We start from the raw sequence: 20964 nt of genomic DNA on the forward strand, positions 1-20964 counted from the left end.
GTCACACCTGCGATGCGAGTTCGATTGCTTGGGGGATCACGTTGTCGCGAAAGCCGATGCGGTCGATGAGGGGTCGAATGAGCCCTGGCACGCGGGCGGCCACAGCGTTGGAGTAAGACGGGACGATGATGTCGGACCGCTTCTCGATGCCCACCACCGCAGCGTCCACGACGGTGTTCAGCGGGACCATCTTGAACAGCCCCGAACGATTGCCTCTCCACAGTGTTGTCGCGACGGGGTCGGACTGCACAGCGTCCATCATGGGTGTCTGAAAGAACGTCGGGTGCATGCTCCCGACGCCGACGCCGTGGTGGCGCACTTCGAGTCTCGTCGCGTCGCAGAGCGCCCAGACACCCGCCTTGCTCGCCACATAGGGACCGTTGAGCGGTGAGTGGACGAAGGCAGCCATGGAGGAGACCGCCAGCAGATACCCGCGCCGCTCGACGACATGAGGCAGCGACGCTTTGAACGTGCGCCAAACTCCACTGAGGTTGACGTCGATGATGCGCTCCCACAGGTCCGGGTGCATCGTCTCGAGCGGCTGAACAGCGGCGATACCCGCACTGGCGATCACGACGTCGACGCGCCCGAAGTGGTGGGCCGCCGCGCCGACCGCCGACTCGACGCTGTCGAGGTCGGTCACGTCGACAGCCCAGCCACGTGCGACGGCCGCCGGACCGAGGCGCCGTGCTTGGGAGTCTGCCGCGTCACCGTCGAGGTCGAGCAACGCCAGATTGGCGCCGCGGGAGCGCAGTGCCACTGCCAACGAGGACCCGAGTCCACCGGTGGATCCCGTGATGACGACAGTGCGCCCGGCGAGGTTGTATTTCGTCACGATCGTTGTCCTGTCGATTCGGTGCCCGAGGTCAGCGGAGGCGACGAGACCTCGTCGACGGGAACATGCCGGCCGAGGAAATCGAGCTGGTCGGCGATGTTGCGCTCGAAATCTGCACCGACGTAGATGTCGAAATGACCGGCGTCGTACATCTTGATCTCTGCGCGTGGTGACCGTGCGGCGTATCGCTGGGTCGGGGTCGGTGGTGCGACGCTGTCGCGCTCGCAGATGGCGTAGAAGATCGGACACCGCACGGCGCGCGCACGGCGTCCCGGGAAGTGGCGCACGATGTCGAGTCCGAATCGCGCTGCGACGTCTCGACGCAACTCGACTCCCGGGGGGATGAGCGCGGTGATGCCCGCGACGCTGTCCGGACTGGACATGAGCGAGGTGGACCCTGGCGGGCCGTAGGTGTCGATCATGACCGGAGGCCGGCCGAGTTTCGCACCGATGGCGTCGCGCACGGCGCGGCCGGTGACACGCGCCGCGGTCGGCAGAGGGATGGCCCGCGCGGAGGCGAGACCGTCGGTGAACGGGCACTGACTGATCGCTGCGGCGACACGTGAGTCTCGAGCTGCTGCGATGACGGCGTGACCACCGCCGAAAGAGGTACCCCACACCACGACACGGTCAGGATCGACGGCGTCGAGGGACCGCGCGTGGGCGATCGCCGCGGCCCAGTCACTCAGTTGGGTGCCGATGTCGAGAAGTTGACGGGGTTCTCCCGAGCTGTCACCGAAATGGCGGTAGTCGAAGACCAGACACAGGTAACCCACCGCCACGAATCGTCGGGCGAAGGCGTCGAGACCCATTTCCTTGATGCCGCCGAGGCCATGTCCCATCACGATGACCGGGCGACCTCCTCCGGTCGATTCCCGATCGTGTGTCGGTGTGTACAACCAGGCGGCGCACTGGCCGTCCCCGGACGGGAACCGGATGTCGTTGCGTGTCATACCGCCAGCATATGTAATTCATTCCAACCATGGAAGGTGTTACACAAAACGGTCGCGATACGGTTGTCCGATGACGGCCGGACCGGATACGACAGCGACGACGCGCACCCAACGGCGTGCAGCCGCCAGCCGCAGGGCGGTCTTGGATGCGGCACGCAGCATCATTGCCGCGCGCGGCGCCGAGGCTCTCACTCTCGAGGTGGTGGCCGAGCAGGCAGACGTAGCGGTGCAGACCATCTACAACCGTGTCGGTGGCCGGGCGGCCCTGCTCGCGGCGGTGGCGGAGGAAGCCCTCGACGAAAGCCGCTCGTACATGGACGCTGCGTACGAGGCAGAGGGAACTGTCGAGGAACGCCTTCTGCTCGTCGCCGCCGCCTACGCGCAATTCGCGCGAGAACGTCCCCACGAGTTTCGGATTCTCGTCGAACCGCCGAACGAATCCGATGCCATCGACAGAATCGCAGCGCTCACACGTGCTCAGAACGCCCGCCTCGCCGGTGTACTTCGGGAGGGCGCCCGGTCCGGGGAGGTGCGGGGCGATCTGAATCCTGACGATCTCGCCACCACCCTGTGGGCTGCATTCAACGGCCTGTTGTCACTTGCCTGGAGACCGGGCGACCTCAGAGCCGATCAGCAGACGATCGACAGGCTGCTCGCCGCCCACCTCTCAGCCGTCGGCGACGGAATACGGGGCGCAGTTTCATCGACCGAACCGGTCGGTGCGCGACCACAGGCGACCTCGACGTTCCCATGACCGCGCGGACAACCGGCGGAACACCGACGAACCCTTCCGGTTTGCCTTCCGGTGCGGCACAGACAAAGACACATCGGGGCTCTCGACACTCGTACCGACGTCACCAACTCCACGGTCACCCTGTTCATGGCGCTCGTCTCCCCGACCGATTCGAGATGCGTGTCCCGATCCTCGAGTGCAACCTTCGCGCGCCCGCACTGCCGGACGCCCGGCGTCGGGGCGGGCGTCTACGCCGACGCTCTCGCCAGGGTTCGTTCCGACCTCGAGGTCACGCTCATCGGACTCCCCGACCGCAACGGCCGCAACCACGCCGGTGTCGCCGCCGAACGGCGCAACGCGGTGCGATGCGTCGACACCCCGGCCGAGTCCCCTGTCGACCTCACGATCGCCGTCGACCTGATCGGTGCCCACCCGGACGACGACGCTCGTACAGTGGCGGCGTCGGCGCGCAGATCGTCCCCGTCACCGACGTTCTCGACCCGGCCGCCACCGACGACCACGACACCGAGGACGACCTGCTGGGCCTGTGCCTGCACGATCCGGGCGTCGGACCGAGACCGAGGTCCGTGACCTCGTCGCCGAGGCCGACGGTGTCGACGCCCATGTGGGAAGCCTCGGATGGGGATCGACGGTGGGTCGAGTTTCGCGGTCGCGAATGACGCACCGACGCAGAGAGCAGAACCAGCGTGACAACGCTTCGGAGGGACGGAGTCTGCCCCAGCCGACCGACCGTCTCCGACGTGGTGACGCACCGCGTACCTGCCATGACACCGTCAGCGGGCGGGTGCCGTGAGCGCCAGTTCCGTCAACTGCCGGAACCGACGAATATCGGTCGGCGAACCGGTGACGCGCGCAGTCGACGTGTCCCCGTCGCGCCGCGACAGCACCGCGAACACTTCGTCGGACGTGCCTGTCACGGTGACCCCGGCGGTGGTGTCGGCGGACGTCACCGTCGCGGTGACCCCGGAAGCGTCCGACGTCACCAGTAGACTCGCACCGTCGACGTCGACACGTACCGTCACGATCGGGAATTGCTCTCCCGCGCGCAACATCTCGGGCTCCGGGAACAGTGCCATGATCGCGAAGACCATCCACCGGCCCTGATGGTGATCCTTCCCTGCACCGGTGTGCATCATCGGCACCGCCCACCGCGCGATCTCCACCAGCGGCGCCTGCAGACCGCGGCCCCAGTCCGTCAGCGAGTACACCCGCGCCGATACCGGCGCCGCCAGCTCCTCGCACCGCACGACACCGGCCTCCTCCAGGCTCCGCAGCCGCTGAGCCAGCAGGTTGGTCGCGATCCCCGGTAGCGAACGATGCAGGTCGGCGTACCGGCTGGGACCGATCAGGAGCTCACGGACCACCAGCATCGTCCACCGGTCACCGATCACGTCCAGCCCGCGAGCGAGCGCGCAGAACTCCCCGTACGACTTCACCGTTCCATCTTACGCTTGACAAACACAACCATATGCTTGAAATATTCAAGTAGTGATCTCGACACTGCAACGCCGCACATCCACCCGCATCCCGGTCCTCATCGTCCTGTGTTCCGCCACGCTGGCCATCAGCCTCGCGACGACGGCGATCAACGTCGCCCTACCCTCCCTCGCCCTCGACCTGCGGGCCGACAACCGCGAACTGCAGTGGATCGTCGATGCCTACAACCTCGTCTTCGCGACCTTCGTCCTCGCCTTCGGCAGCCTCAGCGACCGATACGGACGCAAGGGTGCGCTGCTGCTCGGTCTCGCCATCTTCGGGGGCGGCGCAGTCGGTGCGTCGTTCGCCGACAATTCCGCGCAACTGATCACCTGGCAGGCCGTCATGGGACTCGGCGCAGCGTTCGTCTACACCACGACCCTGTCGATCCTGTCGAACGTGTTCACCGAACGAACGGACAAAGCCAAAGCCATCGGAATCTGGGGAGCCACCACGGGAATCGGCGTCGCCGGCGGGCCCATCCTCGGCGGCTGGTTGCTGGAGAACTTCTGGTGGGGCAGCGTCTTCCTGGCACTGGCCGCCGCGGCACTGATCGCACTCTCGGCCGTCGCCGCCATGGTGACCACCTCACGCGATCCGAGCACCCCCCGCATCGACCTCGGCGGGCTGATCTTTTCGGTCCTCGCTGTCGGCACCCTCGTCTACACCGTCATCGAAGCACCCGAACACGGCTGGGGCAGCGCACCGACCCTGACCGGCTTCGCACTCGCAGCAGGGCTGTTCGTCACGCTCGTGCTGTGGGAGCGTAGACACGACGACCCGATGATCGACGTCACCCTCTTCGCGAACATGCGCTTCACCGCCGCGAGTGCATCGGTCACCTTCGCCTATTTCGCCCTGTTCGGGTTCATCTTCCTCATCTCGCAGTACTTCCAACTCGTCCGCGGGTTCGGTCCATTGGACACCGGCCTCAAATTCATACCCGTCGCGCTGTCGATCGCCGTCGGCTCCGTCCTGGGAACCGTCCTCGCCGTCCGCTGCGGCAACAAGATCATCGTCACCACCGGTCTGGCGCTGTTCACCACGGCGTTCGTCTGGATCTCCACCCTCAGCGAGGCCACCAGCTATCTCGAGATCGCCGGCCAGATGATTCCTCTCGGTCTCGGACTGGGGCTGACATCGGCGCCCGCGACCGAGGCGATCATGGGTGCGGTCTCGAGGGAGAAGGCCGGCATCGGATCCGGAATGAACGATGCCACCAGGGAGGTCGGAGGAACCCTCGGCGTCGCCGTCATCGGCAGTGTCTATGCCTCCCTCTACGCCGGCGCCCTCGACTCCTCCGACGTCGCTGCGGCGCTTCCGGAAGACGCACGCGTCGCCGTACAGGACTCCGTGGGCGGGGCAGTCATCGCGTCGGAACAACTGCGCGCCGCCGGAGAGTCGGTGAGCGCGGATGCGGTCACCGCGGCAGCGAACAGCGCGTTCCTCGACGGACTTGCAGCCGGCTCCCACGTCGCCGCCGGCGTCACCGCAGTCGGTGCGGTGGTAGCAGCGATCTTCCTCCCGGCGCGGCCGCACTGACCGTCGATCAGACCACCAGCTCTGCGATCGCGGCGGGTTTTTCCAGAACCAGGAAGTGGCCGCCGTCCACGATCTCGTGATGGCGGGCGGCCGAGAGTAGTTGTCGATTGCTCTCACGGTCGGCCGCCCTCGACCAGTCCCGGCGTCCGTAGACGAGATCGACGGGAACGGACACGCGGGAATACAGCGCCCTCGCCGCGATCAGACTGGGAAGGGCGCCGTACACAGCCCTGGCCACCGTCGAATACCCCGGACGCTTCCCCACCGCCAGCAACTCGTCCAGGTACTCCGCGGTCAGGGCCGACTCGTCCACCAACCCGCCGTGCAGTACCGCCCGCATGGCCGGCGCGGGCTCGACCTTCGCCATGGTCGGACCGATCACCGGCGCGAGAACACCGGAGACGACCACGCGTGCGAGCAGACTCGAACGCTTGATACCACCGGAATAGTCGTAGGGATTGATCGCCACGACCCGCGTGATGCGATCCGGCACGGTCGCAGCCACAGTCAGTGCGAGCACGGCGCCGTAGGACTCTCCCACGAGCGTGACATCGTGCAGATCCAGTCCGTGCACGAATCGCTGCACCGCCGCACGCATCGCGGGCTCGTCGTAGGACGCCCCCGGAACGATCTGCGACCACCCCATACCGGGAAGGTCCAATGCGTACACGGTGCAATGGGGAACAAGAAGCGGAACCAGCCGGTGAAAGTGCTCGGCCTGTGTCCGGACCGTGTGCAGCAGCACCACCGGGTGGCCCTTCGCCGCCCTGGAGATACCGCAGTCGGCCCGCCGACGGGGCGTCTCCCGGAACGGTCTCGAGGAATTCGCTCGTGATCCCACGGATGGACATCACCGGACCTCTTTCGTCTCCGACCATGACTGTCTCTCCCCTGTCATCGATGTACTTTATTTTCTCAAGTTATCAGGTACGGTCGGCGCCGGTACCCGATCGACCACCTCGCGCGGAGATTCACCATGCCCACACCGTCGACTTGCACCGTCCTCGTCATCGGAGGCACCGGAGCACAGGGAATACCCGTCGTGCGCCACCTCGTCGCGGACGGGAAGTACGCGGTGCGCGTGCTCACGCTGGACAGCTCGTCGCCGCGCGCGCGAGACCTCGCGCGACTGGGCAACGTGTCCTTCGTCGACGGCACCTTCGCCGACGACGACGTGCTGCACGAAGCACTCGCCGGGTGTACCGGCGCGTTCGTCGACATCGACGGCTTCAACACCGGCGAGAAGACCGAGATGTACTGGGCCATGCGAACCTACGAGATCGCCATCGAGGAGGGGCTCACGTTCTTCGTGTACGCCAACCTCGACTACGGCCTGAAGAAGGCCGGTTACGACTCGACGTACCGAACCCGCCACTACGACGGCAAGGGCCGTATCACCGAGTGGATTCTCGGCCAGAACGACGCGAACCGCGAACGTATGGGAGCCGCGGTGTTCACCTCCGGCCCGTACATCGAGATGACCATCTCACCGGGCACCCCGATGACTCCCTCCATCGAGGACGGGACCGTCGTCTGGCGGGTTCCCCTCGGAGACGGCTTCGTACCCCACGTCGCACTCGACGACTCTGGATACTACGTGCGCTGGTTGTTCGACCACCCACGCCTCGCCAGCGGCCTGAACCTCGAGGTCGCGATCGCCGACATCACCTACACCGAGTTGGCCGCAGCGTTCGAGAAAGTCACCGGCAACCCCGCCCGGTTCGTCGACATCGGCCTCGACGAGTACTGGAACGGGCCCCTCTCCCGGGTGGCCGACTCCCCCGCGGGATACAACGCCGATCCCGGCGACCGCGGCACCATGAGCTTCAGCGACTACTTCACCGGCTTCTGGAACCTGTGGAAGAACGGCATCGTCACTCGTGACTACGCACTGCTCGACGAAATACATCCCGGCAGAATCCGATCCGCCGAAGAGTGGTTCCGGGAGGGAAGACGCGGCGGGACGTGCCGCAGGCAGAGGAACGCTGCTCGAACGTGTACAACCCGCCAACTGGAACACAGAATCCGTAATAATCAAGAGCAGCGCTGACGGACGACGCGGCACGCTCTGACCGCCGCGCGATCTCGAGCGTGCTCGACACATGGAAGGTGTTAACGCACCGTCCTCCCAAGAGTGGTCAGGCGCGACAACTGCAGCGCTCCCAACCTGCAGGACCGTCAAGGGGCACCGTCCATTGGAGAGCCAGAGGTCGTAGCGCCGTCACTGCGTCGGTCAGCCGGTTACATGGCGGCGCGCTCTGGCGCTGTTTCCTTCCATCGTTTGACCTGATTGGCTGCATCCTTGACGGACATGTAGCCGTTTAGCAGTCTGTAATAGATAGTGTCAGCTGTGGGATCCAGCCTGTTGTATGCGAGGCGGAGTCTTGCGTCCTCTGGAGTAATGCCCGCGTTCGCGAGCTTTATGGCCACAAATGTGTCCGTCCCCCCGGTCAGATGTATCCAACCCACTACAGCGTTCTCATCCAGGTTTGGGCAGTCCAACTGCGCTGCAGCCCACTTGGAGTGCAGACTCCGCGCCCTATCCATTTCGTCCAGGTAGTACTTGTCCGCCGGGAGTTTCGATCTGCTGCTTCGTCGTGGCACTACAACTACGTCGAGCAACGCCTGGGTTATTGCGCTCGGTGGCTGGCCCTTCCACACGCCGGTCTTCCGCTTGGTGTCAGAGGTTGGACCGTTGGCGCCTAGCTCGCCCCTCTTCACCGCGGCGAGCGCACTCTCGAAATCGTCATTAGCCGTAACAGCGACTTGTTGTCGTTGATTTCGCCGGTCCACCAGTGGTGCGGTTGGTCCAGGATATCGACTCTGTCGCGAGGCGAAGGTACGTCTCATGACAGTGACCATGCTAGGTGATACAATGCTCGCTACAGAGGGTAGCTTTTCGCCGCGTCGACCCAGCTCCGCCCGCACCTGCTGCGAGGATAACCCCAGCTCACGCGCCAGTTGATGAACACGCACCTGTTCCATGACAAAGTCCTTAGAGGTACTCGATGGGTATGCAGTTTTCAGACGCCAGACGGACCAAGGGTTGACCTCACTGACGGTATTGGGTATGTTCGAGTCGTAGCCGACCCACTGCGGTGAGGATCGGAAGTAAGCTCCAGGAGTTCCTGCCGGACGACAGGGCCTGGAGCTTGCGTCTTTTCACGGGTCGATGATGCGCACCTCGGTGACCGTTTCGAGCATTTTCAGATGCTGGGGTTGACCGCATCGTGCCGAAACTACCGCGCCACAGAGCGCATCCGCGATCCACAGCATCGGATCTTTGGGCCCAGGGGTGTGGTCCAGCCGTAGGCGAGCACCAGGGTGCCTCCTCTGACGTATGTACTGAACCATTTTGAGGTCTCGGCGATCGTCGGCGCGACCTCGGGACTCCAATGTCAGCTGCTCACAACCGAGGGATTCAAGCTCAGACATGAGTGCCTCCAGACATTTGCGACGGCTGTGTTCAGCCCTGTCCCCAGGCCTGTTTCGCACTACTACAAAGCCCTCTACTGGCATCGTAGCGATGGCTTCAACGATCGAGCGATGCCGCCGTTCATCGTCAGACTGCCAGTGAATCTTTGTCTCCGCAGGAAGACGCAACTGCTCCATGGTTCGACGCGCATCATCGACGTGTTCGTCGAAACTGATCGCGGCACCGAGGATGTACGTGCCGGGGTCTAACCGCGCGTTTGACCCAGACTCGTCACCCCAGGCTGAGATCACTGAAGTCACTCATCATCAGATGCATCGTTTCGATCGCTCTTTGGCGTGCGGTTGCCAACGATGGGCTGGCCGCCGTCTTTGAGGTCGATGCAGAGGATTCCGTCAACCAACCTGGGCGAATAACGCATAGAGACAGTGGTATCTATGCCGTAGTACTGGGTGAACGCGAATCCGGCCACGAGTACGGGTCCAGTTGACTTGGCATTCGACTGTGGTCGAACCGGGTAGCCGTGCAAGGTCGAATCCTCGGCCGGCCTAAAACCGATGATCTGTTCGTCCTTGTCATAGAGGAGCTCTATGGTGTCCGAATTTTCGATGAGCGCGTGAGCCGCGCGGTTCATCGAGAAGATCCCACGTTTCTGGATCGTAACACTGGGTGACTTTCCCAGCGGCGCGTTGCGCTTGTTGAACACTTCGAACACCATGTGGTGTACCTCCGTCTGCAGCCTGTGACCATCATGGCACGTACTACCGACATACTCCAACGCTTATGCTCAGCGCGTCATCGTTTCTATCGTTCCATTGAGCGCAATGCTGCGCTCTTCTGGAGCACCGTGACGTTGTCGAACAACACGCGAGGTGGCACAACGGCGTAAACCATACGGTGGCGCTCCGTGAGTAGGTACGCGCAAAACCAGCAGCCAGCTGCTGCCCCAACGCGCGCGCAAGCGGCCCGGTGTTGACCGCAGATATACCTACCGAGTGTCAGCGATCAATCCAGACCACGCCGCGCCTCTTTCATAGCTGATCAGGTAGGCGCTACGACGAGTGGGTCACAGGCCAATCTCATTGACTGCATTGCCGATGAGCGGGGCGTTCTCACGCGCGTAACGTTCGAGCATGGCGGGTGTGGTGTGTCCGGTCTGGCGCATGATGGCGTGCGCGTCGGCGCCGTTGCGGAACGCCTGGGTGACGAACCCGGAGCGGAGCGAGTGTCCGCCTAGTTGCGTGGTGAGGGCGGGGTCATAACCGGCGCGTTCGGCGCGGCGACGGATGGTCTTGTGGATCGCGGCGCCGGACATCGGTGTGGTTCCGAGGTTGCCGTTCTTCGCGATAGCGCGGAACAGCGGTGCGCGTGCGGTGGTGCGTGGCACTCCCCCGCGGCACACATGCTCGTCGAACGGATCCCGACTACGGAGCATTCGGATGACCGAGGGTCGGCCGCCGGCGTCGAACGCTGACACAACCTGCACCCACCGCACGTACGCACACGGTGGGCACGTGGTGTGCGACTCGGTGGTCGGCAGCGCTCGGACGACGCCGCGGCCTTCCTGGTCGGTCTTGGTCTTGCGCAGTCGGATGTGCAGGCCATCCTCGCGGTGCAGGGTGACGTCGCGGCATTCGAGGTCGGCGAGCTCGGAGCGGCGGAAGGCGCCGGCGAAGCCAAGTAGCAATAACGCGGTGTCGCGGCGTTCGAAGACGTCGTCGGCCCATCCGTCGCACTGGTTGCGAGCGGTGTCGACGAGGTACCGGATGTCGGACACCAGCAACGGTGCTCGTTGGGTGCGGGGTCGGTCGCCGGCGGTGGCGTATTGCCGGCGGATGCCCGCGAGCGCAGCGGTGACGAGGTGGTGTTTCGTGGGCGAGGCGTGTCCGGTGGTCTGGTGGTAGTGGTTGATCGCTGATGCCCACGCCGACAGAGTGCTGGCCGCGTAAGCCCTCTCCCCCGCCGCGGTGACGGTGTCGGCGGCGTCGACGAGGTACGCGGCAACCGTGACGGGGTGCGCCGGGAGTGCGACGTGCCCGTTACGGATGCACCAGTCGTTGAACCGTCGCCACCCGGAGGCGTAGGCGCGGCGTGTGCCCGCCGACCGGGACGACTCCACCGCAGCAGCGATGCGAGTGATCACCGCCGCGGGGATCGCCGGTGCAGCAGTGCCCTCCGAGGGACCCGAGACAGCCGTCGGAGGGCGTACAGGGGTCGTTTCAGCAGGTCGAGACTCCATATCCGCATCCTAGACTCCTCGCCCGATATGATCGCGGGCTAAAACTGTGCTGAACTGGCGATTTACGGCACACGGTGCGTTAAGTGAAATTAACAGGCTCGACAACCGGCGTAGACATGGCGAGCTACCGAACGCGTGGTCCCCGCTGTAGCGGCCCACTTCGCTGTGCGAACGGCCGGCCTTCGTTGTGTGTGGCCTCTAGGTAGTCGACATACCGCTCCACTGCTTCTGCAGCGAGATCGGACGGACCGCGAGGTGCTCCCGGTGTGGCCATCAACGCTTCGGCCGCGTTCAGGAGACGCTCACTTGTGTCGACGTAGAAGTCGAACGTCCGCTTTGTCTTGACGGGCTTGTCTACAGATGTCGGCGAGGGCGCGGTTGCTGTCGCACTCGGTACCACCTCGATCACCGGGTCGAGGGGACTCGAGTTGCCCAAGGTGCTTTTCAGGCGTTCAGGACGCGCCATCGTCGACCCCATCCATGAGCTGGCCCGACGTGCGGCGATAGATGCTGGCGAAATTTCGGGCGTCCGTCGTGCCCCAGTCGAGCAGGCTGGTCTGTGCCTCGGAGGAGTCCTTCAGCACGACTCGCTTCGGTACCGGATCTCCGATGACCGTGATGCAGTCGGCGATTTCGGCCAGCTGTTCGCGACCAGCGATGGTGTTGCGTTCGTGGAGGTTGATGATCGCGCCCACCAGCTCCAGCGTCGGGTTGTAGCTGCGACGCACCACGTCGATGGTGCGTCGTAAGCGTGCCAGCCCGTTCGCGGAGAATAGCGCGGACTGACTGACGACGAGCGCTCGTCGGGACGCCACCAGAGAGTTGATCGTCAACAGGTCCAGACTCGGCGGGCAGTCGATCACCACCAGTCCATACATCGGAGCGACTGATTCCAGTGCATCTCGGAGTCGCCGCTCGCGTCCCGCGCCCCCCAGAATCAGCTCATCCCGCACAAACGCGAGGGATTCCGAGTTCGGATCGGTGGCCACCAGATCGACGCCGTCCCAGATGGAGGGTGCCACGACGTCCGCGAGGGTGGCGGACGACCGGTCCGATAAAGCATCCGCCATTCCCGCGTCATCAGGTGCGGGCTCACCGGCGCTGAGAACGGTGCTCAAGTTTCCCTGAGGGTCCATGTCGAGTGCCAGAACTCGGTGGCCGGCACGACGGGCAGCATCAACGATGTGGAAGGTGGTCGTCGTTTTGCCGACTCCACCCTTTTGGTTACAGAAGGCGATCACGTTGTGTGACATGTGTGTCCTCTCGTGTGACGGTAATTTTGCGAGTGAGGTTTCCCTAACCTGCAATACCTGCAATACGGGTTAAGGAAGTGAAGCAAGTGATGGCCGTATCGGAGGTGTACCGCGGGTGCCTCCATACATGCCACTCCAGTGAAGCGTCCGATACCGGTAATGACTGACTAGGACGTGACACCCGAACGGGACGTAATACCAGCAATGCCACCTTTACTGGGATAGCGGTCGATGCTGATAACACTGCCGCTACTGCAAACACGGCTGACTCGGAGTGTTGTGATCGAACCCGCGCCCGAGTCGATCGTGTGGAAGATCCAGGGATCCGGTCGCCGATCAGTGAACCTCAAAATTGTTGGCATGGCGGGTGTTCCCGTCTACTGCATCGGACTACGTACTGCTTCACCCGGACCCCCCAGGGGTGACCCCCAATGTCCGCACCCACGTTGTCCGCTCCACGCCCTCTGGCCCCGCACCCGGATGGGCGCGTGGCTTTCGGTATCGCCACGTCATCAATGATCAGTCGACGGCATGGTGCCCGGGGCCGGTTTCCGGGGATCGCTACAGGGTGCACAGTCAACGGCGGCAGGCTGGTTATCGTCGGGCTCTGCCAGAGAACGACGGACGCGGGCAAAAAAGGCGCCCAGCGTTCAGCACAATCAGCCGAAAAGCTGATGTGCGGCTCGTCCCATCAATAATCATCGTTGAGGGACGAACAGGAATGAGTTATGGTCGAATATCAGAACCTCCGATCTGATGTGAGGCGGTTTGGACGCCCTCGGCCTCGGTGCTGGTAACACCGAGATGCGCCGGGGGCGTCGTTGTGTTCGGGCAGTGCCTCAGCTCACGCGACATCCGTCGACAGAGATGCCTGCGCCTCGAGGCGTTCGATGTATTCGTCGATCGCGGTGTCCGGTATGAGGCGGCGCTTGCCCACCTTGATGCTCTTGATCTCACCGGATGCGAGCTTGTTGGAGAAGTTGGACCGGCCCAAGCCGGTGCGGTCCATACCCTCTTGCACGCTGAACAGCTGTCTCGTCATGTGCTTTTGCTCGAGGAATCTGGATGGTCCGACGAAGCAACCGGGCAGCCGGTTCCGGTGTTGGTGCGCCGCCAGTTCGATTCCCGCAGAGACCGTATGACGCTGACTCACGAATGGCACCGTTCGATCACCGCGATGCGCAGCGCACGCAAGCAGCTTCAGAGGGCGCTCGAGAACAACGAATCGGCCGACCAAGTCGAAGCCTTGGAGATCATCTACGAGAACGCGCTCAAGCAGACGGCAGCGCATCGGGAAACCATGGCCGAGCTCGGCATGACCGTCGGAGATGGACTCCCCCATGACTGATCGACGCGATCGCAGCGGATTTCAGAGGCACTAAGGAGACCCGTTGCTGGTAAGGCTCAGTCGGCCGATGGCTAGAAACCAACTACCTCCGCAGATCCGTAAGATCTCGGTCACCGATCGCCGTACGGGGAAAGACGTTGTCCGCTACCAGGTCACTGTCGATGCGGGAACGCGAGAGGTACCGCGCCTGCGACCTGACGGATCCACGTATCTTCACGCGACGCGATCTCAGTCCCGACGGCGATTCGATACCGAGAAGGATGCTCGCGCGTTTCTGGCCCGCGTGACCGACGAGGTCAACCGTGGTGTCCACGTATCGGGTAGCGCACTGTCCGTCGACGAGGCGTGCGAGGCATGGCTCGCCGGCCGGCGAGTGAGACCTACGACGAAGAACGCGTATCGCCATGCACTGGAACCGCTGAGACAGATCCACGGAGGAATGTCGGTACAGCGGTTGACCAAGGGGCACCTCGACTCTCTGGTGACGGCACTGGTGGCCGGCGGAGCACCGATGACGCCCCATTCTGTGCGTCGACCGTGGAGCCCGCAGTCCATCAATCCGATGCTGAATATCATCTCGGCAGTGTTGACCGACCTCGTCAAACAGGGCCTGCTGGTGAGGAACGTCGCGCTGTTGGTGGACCGGCTGCCGCGAACGCAGCCACAGATGCGAACGTTCTCCGTCGACGAGATGCGGCAGATGTTGGCGTTCGCGCAGACCGATCGAGTGGGACACGCGTGGCACCTGGCCTTGTCGGGTCTACGCCGCGGTGAGATCTGCGGTCTTCGGTGGTCCGACGTCGACCTGGACGCCGGCACCATGTCGATCCGCAACAACCGTGTGTCTGTCGCCGGTCAAGCTGTGGACGGACTGACCAAGACGGAAAGGTCGAACCGCGATCTTCCGCTGACCCCTGCGCTGACCGCCGCCCTGACTGCCACCCGTAGTCGCCAGGACCTCGAAAGCGCCGCTGCGGGCCCCAACTATGGACCGGGCACCCATATCGTCTGCGATGTGCTCGGTCGCGCCTACCATCCCGACACGTTGTCCAACTTCTGGCAGACGGCGTGTAAGCGCGCGGGAGTGCCGCAGATCCGGTTGCACGACGCGCGCCACACATGCGCGACGTTGATGCACCTGCAGAACGTTCCCATTGCTGTCATCTCGGCGTGGCTGGGCCACGCGGATTCGGCCTTCACCATGCGTACGTACGCTCACGCACCGAACGATGCTCTCAAGATCGCGGCCCAGAGCCTCCAGACGATGTCAGACCTTCACGGGAACTGACCATCCATATGTCCCGATTTCGACCCTCGGTGGAGCAGTTCCGAGTGACTTGTGACAACTCGTGACATCGGGGCCTTGCCGCCCATTTCTGCGAAGCGGACCGAGCGTAAAATCGCAGGTCACAGGGCTTGAAAGTGAGCCTCCTGTCAGGATTGAACTGACGACCTTTCGCTTACAAGGCGAGTGCTCTACCACTGAGCTAAGGAGGCGTGCCCGGCGAACCGAGCGGCACCATCATAACGAGAGCCCCTCCTGCCGGCGCCCGCCCACCCCGTCGGTTCCGGGGTCGGCGACGCTGACCCTGTTCCCGCCCTGTCGCTTCGCCTGGTACATGGCGGCGTCGGCGCGATCGAGCAGGCTGTTGAGCATCACGGCGGTGTCGCCGCGGGCCTGCGACAGGGGTAGGGAGGCCACCCCGATGGATGCGGAGATCGGTGTCGCGTCGTCGTCTCGATGGATCGCGTGCAGCAACGCGCGGGCGACGGCCGGTCCCCTCGACTCGTCGCCGGCGACGACGACGAGGAACTCCTCGCCGCCGATGCGCGCGGAGACGGCGTCGAAGGACACCCGACCGATCCGGGCGGCAGCGCTGCGGAGGACGTCGTCGCCGATGGTGTGGCCGAAGCGATCGTTGACGGACTTGAAGGCGTCGAGATCGAGGCAGACGGCGGACACGACGGTGGCGCCGTCGCCAGGGGTGAGTCGCGCGCTGCGGAGCATCGATTCGACGTCGACGAGCAACCCACGTCTGTTCCGTAGACCGGTCAGTTGGTCGTAGAACGCACGGGCAGCGTCGTCACGCAGTGCGGTGAAGAACAGGTGATTGAGCGACGATGCGGCGAAGAGAACGACGAGGACGGCGATCAGGGTCGATACAGCAGCGGACACCTCCACCGCCGTGGAGGTCACCAGCCGGAGGAACAGCAAGCCGACGACGCCGATGGACCAGGCCTCGTGGCAGACGAAGACGCGCACGCCGTGGAACGCATTGGCGTAGTTCCCCACCGTCACCAACAGCGCGGCGGAGATGACGACGATCTGGGACGGCGGTAACGCGAACAGCACCGCGGCGATGGTGACGTCGCCGATGATGACGAAGCGCAGCGACCACGTCCGGGACAGGAAGTGGCCGCGCCCCCACATCAGACCGAGCGCGATGGAGACGACGGTGGCCACGGCGAACACCCACCCGGATGCGCCGAGTCCGGCGTCACGGGCTGTGATCAGATCCGCGACCGTCTTCACTGCGAGCAGGAAGCAGGCCACGCTGATGAAGTACGGCGCCGACCTCAGGTAGGCGTGGGTCCGGTGGTAATTGGCGACCCACGCGTAGTCGATGTCGGACGACCACCATTCGCGGAGAACACGCACTCGAGCCAGCCTTGCATCGAAACGGACAACAGTGTCGACGGTGGTCCCCACACCGTCGTCGACCGCAATGGTAGGCACACGATCCCCGGTCGACACGGTCATTGCGGGAACAGAGCCCGAAAGAGACCGACCGAACGAGGTATAGGACGGTTTCCGGTCGTCAGAGGCAGTGCACGTCGTCGCCCGTCGCGACGGCTGCGCGATGTCCACCGCACCGTTTCGCCTCGTACATGGCTCGATCGGCACCGGCGAGAACCGTGTCCAGAAGATCCCGAGTATCGACGCGGCCGTCCGGCAGGGGAACGGTGGCCACACCGATGGACGCAGTGACGGGGGTGGGATCGTCGGGGCGGTGAATGGCGTCGAGAAGGGCGCTCGCCATCTGCGGCCCGGGGTCACCCACACCGACGACCACGAGGGCGAACTCCTCCCCGCCCGTCCGCGCGCTGACGGCGTCCCCGGCGGGTGACCGCGGCGATCCGACCGGCCGCGCGTCTGAGCACCTCGTCGCCGGCCGCGTGGCCGTGCCGATCGTTGATCGACTTGAACGCGTCGAGATCGATGCACAGGATCGACACCGCGACCGGCGTGCCGGCGGCGTCACGGATCTGCTTCTCCACGTCGACGAGCAGGCCCAGACGATTACGCAGCCCGGTGAGCTGATCGTGATAGGCCCGCACCGCGTCGTCGCGAAGCTGGGTGAAGAAGACGTGGTTCAGCGTGGATCCGCCGTACACGACGAACGCGATGACCACCGCGGTCGCGGCCACGACGACCAGGCTCTCGGACCCCACGGCGAGCGCGCGCAGCACCAGCGCCGTCGTCGACCCGAGGACGAGGATGCTGTGCACGAGGTACACGCGCAGGCCGTGGAACCGACCGATCCGCACCGGCGCGGCATTCTTCCGCGGACCCACCACAGCGCGAGAGCGGCGGTGACGGCTGCGCACACCAGAAGGATCGGCGGACGGAACCGGTCGCCTCGGACGGTGGCCAGATCCGCACCGGTCTTCACGAGAAGCAGGACGCATGCGAACGCTATGAGGTACGGCGCTCGCCGGATCGCGGTGCCGTGGCGGTGGTACGCCACGACGCTCTCGTAGTCGACGTCGGCCGCCGAGATTCCGGGGAGCACGCGCACGGTGGGGCCGTCCTTGCAGGGTCGGACGTCGTCGCCCCCCGACGGTCGACGTGGTTCCAGCACTGTGCCACGAGTGGGCGCATCCGGACGCCGAAAACGGTGTGTGGGCGTGAGCCGCCTCGGTCAGGGAACACCCGGGTGGACCCGGTACCTTCGTCGGGACAACCGGACACAAGAGCGGACCGAGAGAAGGAATGACCTACCTGCAGGGCTTCGCGTCGACGTTACGACGCATGACAGGCGAGCGACGCGCCATCGTCGACACCCCGGCGGGTGCACCCAGTCCGCTCCAGCCCATCGACCTCACCGACGACGCCAGCGTGTCGGAGGTGCTCGACCTCGCGGTGCGTGTCGGTGAGGTGACCCTGGCCGCCGGGACCGGTGCCATCGACACCGCCAATCAGGTGCAGTTCATCGCCTCGACGTACGGCCTCGCCCGGTGCGACGTGGACGTCACCTACAACTCGATCGTCATCAGCGCCTACCGCGGCCCGACACTCCCCCCGGCCAGCACGATGCGCATCGTGCACTACCGGTCCATGGACTTCACGCGCCTGGCCGACGTGGACGCTCTCGCCCGCAAGATCCGCCTGGAGGTGCCGACACCGGCGGTCGCGTTGGCGGAGCTGAAGGAGGTCACCCGGGCACCGCACCCCTACAACCGGTGGATCGCCACCCTGGCGTGGGCGGGCATGGCCGCGGCGATCTCCGTCCTGCTCGGCGGCGGTGTGCTGGTGGCCGCCGTGAGCTTCCTGTCGACGATGGTGATCGACCGCGTCGGCCGAGTGCTGAACCGTGCCGGTCTGCCCTTCTTCTTCCAGCAGGTGGTCGGCGGTTTCATCGCGTCGGCGCCCGCCATCACGCTGTACAACTTCCAGGAACAACTGGGCATCTCGATCCTGCCGTCCCAGGTCATCGCTGCCGGCGTGACAGTGCTGTTGTCGGGGCTGTCGCTGGTCGGCTCGGTGCAGGACGCCATCACGGGCGCCCCGATCACCGCCGCGGCCCGCTTCTTCGAGCTGCTGATGATGACGGGCGGCATCATCGCGGGCGTGGCGACGACCCTGCGACTGGCGGCGCTGCTGGGCGCCGAGCTGCCGGTCATGAGCAACGTCGCGCCTCCGGACCTCGCCCAGGTGCCCACCAAGGTGCTGGCCGGCGCCTTCGCGGCCCTCTTCTACGCACTGGCCTGCTACGCGGAGCGCCGAGGTCTCACGGCGGCGTTCGCCGGGGGTTTCGCCGGTGCGCTGGTGTTCCTCATCGCGCAGCAGGTCGGCTTCGGGCCGGTGCTCTCGTCCGCGATCGCCGCGACGGTGGTCGGCTTCGCCGGTGGTCTCATGGCTCGCCGAGCCCTGATCCCGCCGCTGATCGTCGCCGTCGCCGGTATCACCCCGCTGTTGCCGGGTCTGTCGGTGTACCGCGGCCTCTTCGCCCTGCTCAACGATCAGACGTTGCTGGGCCTCAGCGCACTGCTGGCGGCGGTGGGCACGGGCGGCGCACTGGCCGGCGGCGTCACGCTGGGCGAATGGGGTGCGCGCACACTGCGCCGCCCCCGCATAGTCGAACGCACCGAGTCCCTGCGTCGACCCATCATGAGACTGGGCCGCGCGGACTCGGTGCGCTCGAAGCTTCCGGTCAGGTCGCGGAGACGGTCCGCGGCGCGCTGGAAGTAGAGATCAGGAGGGATTCTCGACGCGGTGACGACCCGCGGCGTCCTCTTCCATGGCCTCGCGGAGACTGCGGGGACGCATGTCGGTCCAGTTCTTCTCGACGTACTCCAGGCACGCTGCCCGGCTCTCCTCGCCGAACACGACGCGCCATCCCTGGGGCACCTCGGCGAAGGTGGGCCACAACGAGTGCTGATCCTCGTCGTTGACCAACACGTAGAAGCGTCCGTCTTCGTCGTCGAACGGGTTGGTGCTCATCTTGCCTCGCTCACTGCAAACGTCGATGCCGGGCGTTCCCGGCGGGCCTTGTCGGTCTCGGCGCGGGTCGCCGCGCCTGTGGAACCGGTGTCGACCCTAGCAAGGACCGCGCCACCGGCACGCCTCGCAACGATGGAGTTCAGGATTTCTCCGGATCTGATCGCGACATTCGAGAGCAACGACGACGTGATGCCGTGCGTGGTCTCGGTGCCGCCCTGCAGGTAGACACCGGGTGCACCGGCGGTGTCGGCCTCCGGTGTCGCCAGCAGGCGATAGTCGCGTGTGACGACGCGGGGGCCGCCGTCCTCGGGCGCCAGTTCGCCGAGGAGCGGGCGCAGAGGCGCGGGCCGGAAGCCGGTCGCGAGCACGAGCGCGTCGCAGTCGAGGGTGTCGGCGATGCCGTCGATGCTGTCCCGGATGGTCACCTCGATGCCGTCGGCCGTCTCGACCACGCCGTCGATGGTGGACGCGCGGCGCATGAACAGCCGGCGGTGACCACTGACGCGCTCCGCGTACTCCGCGCGGTAGAGCTCCTCGATCAGCTCGATGTCGACGACCGAGTAGTTGGTGCTGCGGTGCAGCGCGATGAGCCGCTCCCGCTCGAGGGCCGGTGCCCGGTGAAGTTCGTCGACCGCGGACGGATCGAAGATGCGGTTGGCGTAGGGACTGTCGTCGGCGGGGCTGTAGCCGTACCGCGTGAAGACACTGTGGACCTCGGCGTGCGGGTAGTGACCGTGCAGGTACTGCACCACCTCGGCTGCCGACTGGCCGGCGCCCAGCACCACGAACCGTCCGTGGGTCGGCTTCGGCAGCTCGGCCATACGTGGCAGGAAGTCGTGGTTGTGGAAGCACCGTGCGGACAGCGATGCCCACTCGGGGACCCGCTGGGTCAACCCGGCGCCGACGGAGACGTTGCGGGTGCGCACGACTGTGCCGTCGTCGCACCGGACGGTCAGGACGTCGCCGTCCTGCCTGATGTCCGTGACCGACGTGCCGAAGCGGACGTCGGCGTCGACCCGGTCGGCAGCCCAGGACAGGTAGTCGTGGAACTCGTGCCGCGTCGGGAAGAACGTCTGGTGATTGACGAAGTCCACCAGCCGGTCGCGTTCGTACAGATAGTTGAAGAAGGTGAACCCGCTCCGCGGATTGCGGAACGTGACCAGGTCCTTCGGGAACGCGATCTGCATCGTCGCGCCGTCGAGCAGCATGCCGGGATGCCACCCGAAGCTCTCCTGACGTTCCACGAACACCGCCCGGACGCGCTCGTGCTCCGCGCACGTCTCGTTGTGTTCCTCGATCGCGATCGCCAGCGCGAGATTCGCAGGTCCGAAACCGACACCCACGACGTCGAGTACTTCTGGACTGCTCATGCTTCTCCCACCCGTTCCGTCCCGGATCGGATCGTC

The 20964-nt window shown here is 65.1% G+C and carries 20 protein-coding genes, 1 tRNA gene and 1 pseudogene; 7 read left to right on the forward strand and 15 right to left on the reverse strand.

All coding sequences use genetic code 11. The features are described 5' to 3' along the window. Window position 1: 1 nt before the first annotated feature. Window positions 2–835, reverse strand: a complete 834-nt coding sequence (locus QE397_RS16540; RefSeq protein ID WP_307096080.1) for an SDR family NAD(P)-dependent oxidoreductase — start codon at window positions 833–835, stop codon at window positions 2–4. Then, window positions 832–1788 carry an alpha/beta hydrolase gene (locus QE397_RS16545; protein ID WP_307096082.1) on the reverse strand — a complete coding sequence of 319 codons (957 nt, stop codon included), beginning with the start codon at window positions 1786–1788 and terminating at the stop codon, window positions 832–834. The genes QE397_RS16540 and QE397_RS16545 overlap by 4 nt, the downstream gene beginning before the upstream one ends. A gap of 70 nt (window positions 1789–1858) precedes the next feature. On the opposite strand from QE397_RS16545, the gene QE397_RS16550 reads away from it, so the two are divergent. Then, window positions 1859–2542 carry a TetR/AcrR family transcriptional regulator gene (locus QE397_RS16550; RefSeq protein ID WP_307096084.1) on the forward strand — a complete coding sequence of 228 codons (684 nt, stop codon included), beginning with the start codon at window positions 1859–1861 and terminating at the stop codon, window positions 2540–2542. Window positions 2543–2701: 159 nt separating this feature from the next. After that, window positions 2702–3112, forward strand: a complete 411-nt coding sequence (locus tag QE397_RS16555; RefSeq protein WP_307096086.1) for a hypothetical protein — start codon at window positions 2702–2704, stop codon at window positions 3110–3112. A 203-nt stretch (window positions 3113–3315) separates the two neighbouring features. Here QE397_RS16555 and QE397_RS16560 read toward each other — a convergent pair whose 3' ends face one another. Further along, on the reverse strand, window positions 3316–3978 hold the full coding sequence (locus tag QE397_RS16560; protein WP_307096088.1) for a helix-turn-helix domain-containing protein: 663 nt from the start codon (window positions 3976–3978) through the stop codon (window positions 3316–3318). A 52-nt stretch (window positions 3979–4030) separates the two neighbouring features. Here QE397_RS16560 and QE397_RS16565 point away from each other — a divergent pair, with 52 nt between their 5' ends. After that, on the forward strand, window positions 4031–5560 hold the full coding sequence (locus QE397_RS16565; protein ID WP_307096090.1) for an MFS transporter: 1530 nt from the start codon (window positions 4031–4033) through the stop codon (window positions 5558–5560). A 7-nt stretch (window positions 5561–5567) separates the two neighbouring features. On the opposite strand, the gene QE397_RS16570 is transcribed toward QE397_RS16565, so the two are convergent. After that, the gene (locus QE397_RS16570) at window positions 5568–6401 is read right to left on the reverse strand and encodes an alpha/beta fold hydrolase (RefSeq protein WP_307096092.1); all 834 of its coding nucleotides are present in this window, start codon (window positions 6399–6401) and stop codon (window positions 5568–5570) included. 135 nt (window positions 6402–6536) lie between these two features. Between QE397_RS16570 and QE397_RS16575 the strand changes: the two are divergent. Further along, window positions 6537–7632, forward strand: a pseudogene (locus QE397_RS16575) (NmrA family NAD(P)-binding protein). A gap of 169 nt (window positions 7633–7801) precedes the next feature. Here QE397_RS16575 and QE397_RS16580 read toward each other — a convergent pair. From QE397_RS16580 to QE397_RS16600, 5 genes are all read right to left on the reverse strand, one after another. Further along, window positions 7802–8281: a hypothetical protein gene (locus QE397_RS16580; RefSeq protein WP_307096094.1), complete on the reverse strand. Its 480-nt coding sequence runs from the start codon at window positions 8279–8281 to the stop codon at window positions 7802–7804. Window positions 8282–9291: 1010 nt separating this feature from the next. Continuing rightward, window positions 9292–9711: a hypothetical protein gene (locus QE397_RS16585; protein WP_307096096.1), complete on the reverse strand. Its 420-nt coding sequence runs from the start codon at window positions 9709–9711 to the stop codon at window positions 9292–9294. A gap of 348 nt (window positions 9712–10059) precedes the next feature. Beyond that, entirely contained in the window at window positions 10060–11232 is a 1173-nt protein-coding gene (locus tag QE397_RS16590) for a site-specific integrase (protein ID WP_307096100.1), read from the reverse strand. A gap of 452 nt (window positions 11233–11684) precedes the next feature. Further along, a complete protein-coding gene (locus tag QE397_RS16595; RefSeq protein WP_307096102.1) occupies window positions 11685–12485 on the reverse strand; it encodes a ParA family protein in 801 nt (266 codons plus the stop codon). An 844-nt stretch (window positions 12486–13329) separates the two neighbouring features. Beyond that, entirely contained in the window at window positions 13330–13527 is a 198-nt protein-coding gene (locus tag QE397_RS16600) for an excisionase family DNA-binding protein (protein ID WP_307096104.1), read from the reverse strand. On the opposite strand from QE397_RS16600, the gene QE397_RS16605 reads away from it, so the two are divergent. Both QE397_RS16605 and QE397_RS16610 read left to right on the forward strand, forming a co-directional pair. Next, the gene (locus QE397_RS16605; protein WP_307096106.1) at window positions 13528–13833 is read left to right on the forward strand and encodes a hypothetical protein; all 306 of its coding nucleotides are present in this window, start codon (window positions 13528–13530) and stop codon (window positions 13831–13833) included. A gap of 481 nt (window positions 13834–14314) precedes the next feature. Continuing rightward, entirely contained in the window at window positions 14315–15121 is an 807-nt protein-coding gene (locus tag QE397_RS16610; RefSeq protein WP_307096108.1) for a site-specific integrase, read from the forward strand. 137 nt (window positions 15122–15258) lie between these two features. Here the strand turns inward: QE397_RS16610 and QE397_RS16615 are convergent. The 4 genes from QE397_RS16615 to QE397_RS16630 form a co-directional block, all read right to left on the reverse strand. Beyond that, window positions 15259–15330: transfer RNA gene (locus QE397_RS16615), tRNA-Thr, on the reverse strand. Window positions 15331–15355: 25 nt separating this feature from the next. Beyond that, the gene (locus QE397_RS16620; protein ID WP_307096110.1) at window positions 15356–16492 is read right to left on the reverse strand and encodes a diguanylate cyclase; all 1137 of its coding nucleotides are present in this window, start codon (window positions 16490–16492) and stop codon (window positions 15356–15358) included. A gap of 160 nt (window positions 16493–16652) precedes the next feature. After that, window positions 16653–16907 (reverse strand): GGDEF domain-containing protein, encoded by a 255-nt coding sequence (locus tag QE397_RS16625; protein ID WP_307096111.1) that lies wholly within the window; start codon window positions 16905–16907, stop codon window positions 16653–16655. Next, entirely contained in the window at window positions 16888–17442 is a 555-nt protein-coding gene (locus QE397_RS16630; RefSeq protein WP_307096114.1) for a GGDEF domain-containing protein, read from the reverse strand. Before QE397_RS16630 ends, QE397_RS16625 begins: the two co-directional genes overlap by 20 nt. 394 nt (window positions 17443–17836) lie before the next feature. Between QE397_RS16630 and QE397_RS16635 the strand changes: the two genes are divergently transcribed. Next, window positions 17837–19306, forward strand: coding sequence for a threonine/serine exporter ThrE family protein (locus QE397_RS16635; protein WP_373425300.1), 1470 nt, complete (start codon window positions 17837–17839; stop codon window positions 19304–19306). 3 nt (window positions 19307–19309) lie between these two features. Here the strand turns inward: QE397_RS16635 and QE397_RS16640 are convergent, their stop codons facing one another. Continuing rightward, complete coding sequence (locus QE397_RS16640; RefSeq protein WP_027506921.1) at window positions 19310–19558, reverse strand: MbtH family protein; 249 nt, start codon at window positions 19556–19558, stop codon at window positions 19310–19312. Next, the gene (locus QE397_RS16645) at window positions 19555–20928 is read right to left on the reverse strand and encodes a lysine N(6)-hydroxylase/L-ornithine N(5)-oxygenase family protein (protein ID WP_222633547.1); all 1374 of its coding nucleotides are present in this window, start codon (window positions 20926–20928) and stop codon (window positions 19555–19557) included. The genes QE397_RS16640 and QE397_RS16645 overlap by 4 nt, the downstream gene beginning before the upstream one ends. Window positions 20929–20964: the final 36 nt, after the last annotated feature.

The organism is Rhodococcus sp. SORGH_AS_0301 (assembly GCF_030818285.1).
Lineage (GTDB): Bacteria > Actinomycetota > Actinomycetes > Mycobacteriales > Mycobacteriaceae > Rhodococcoides.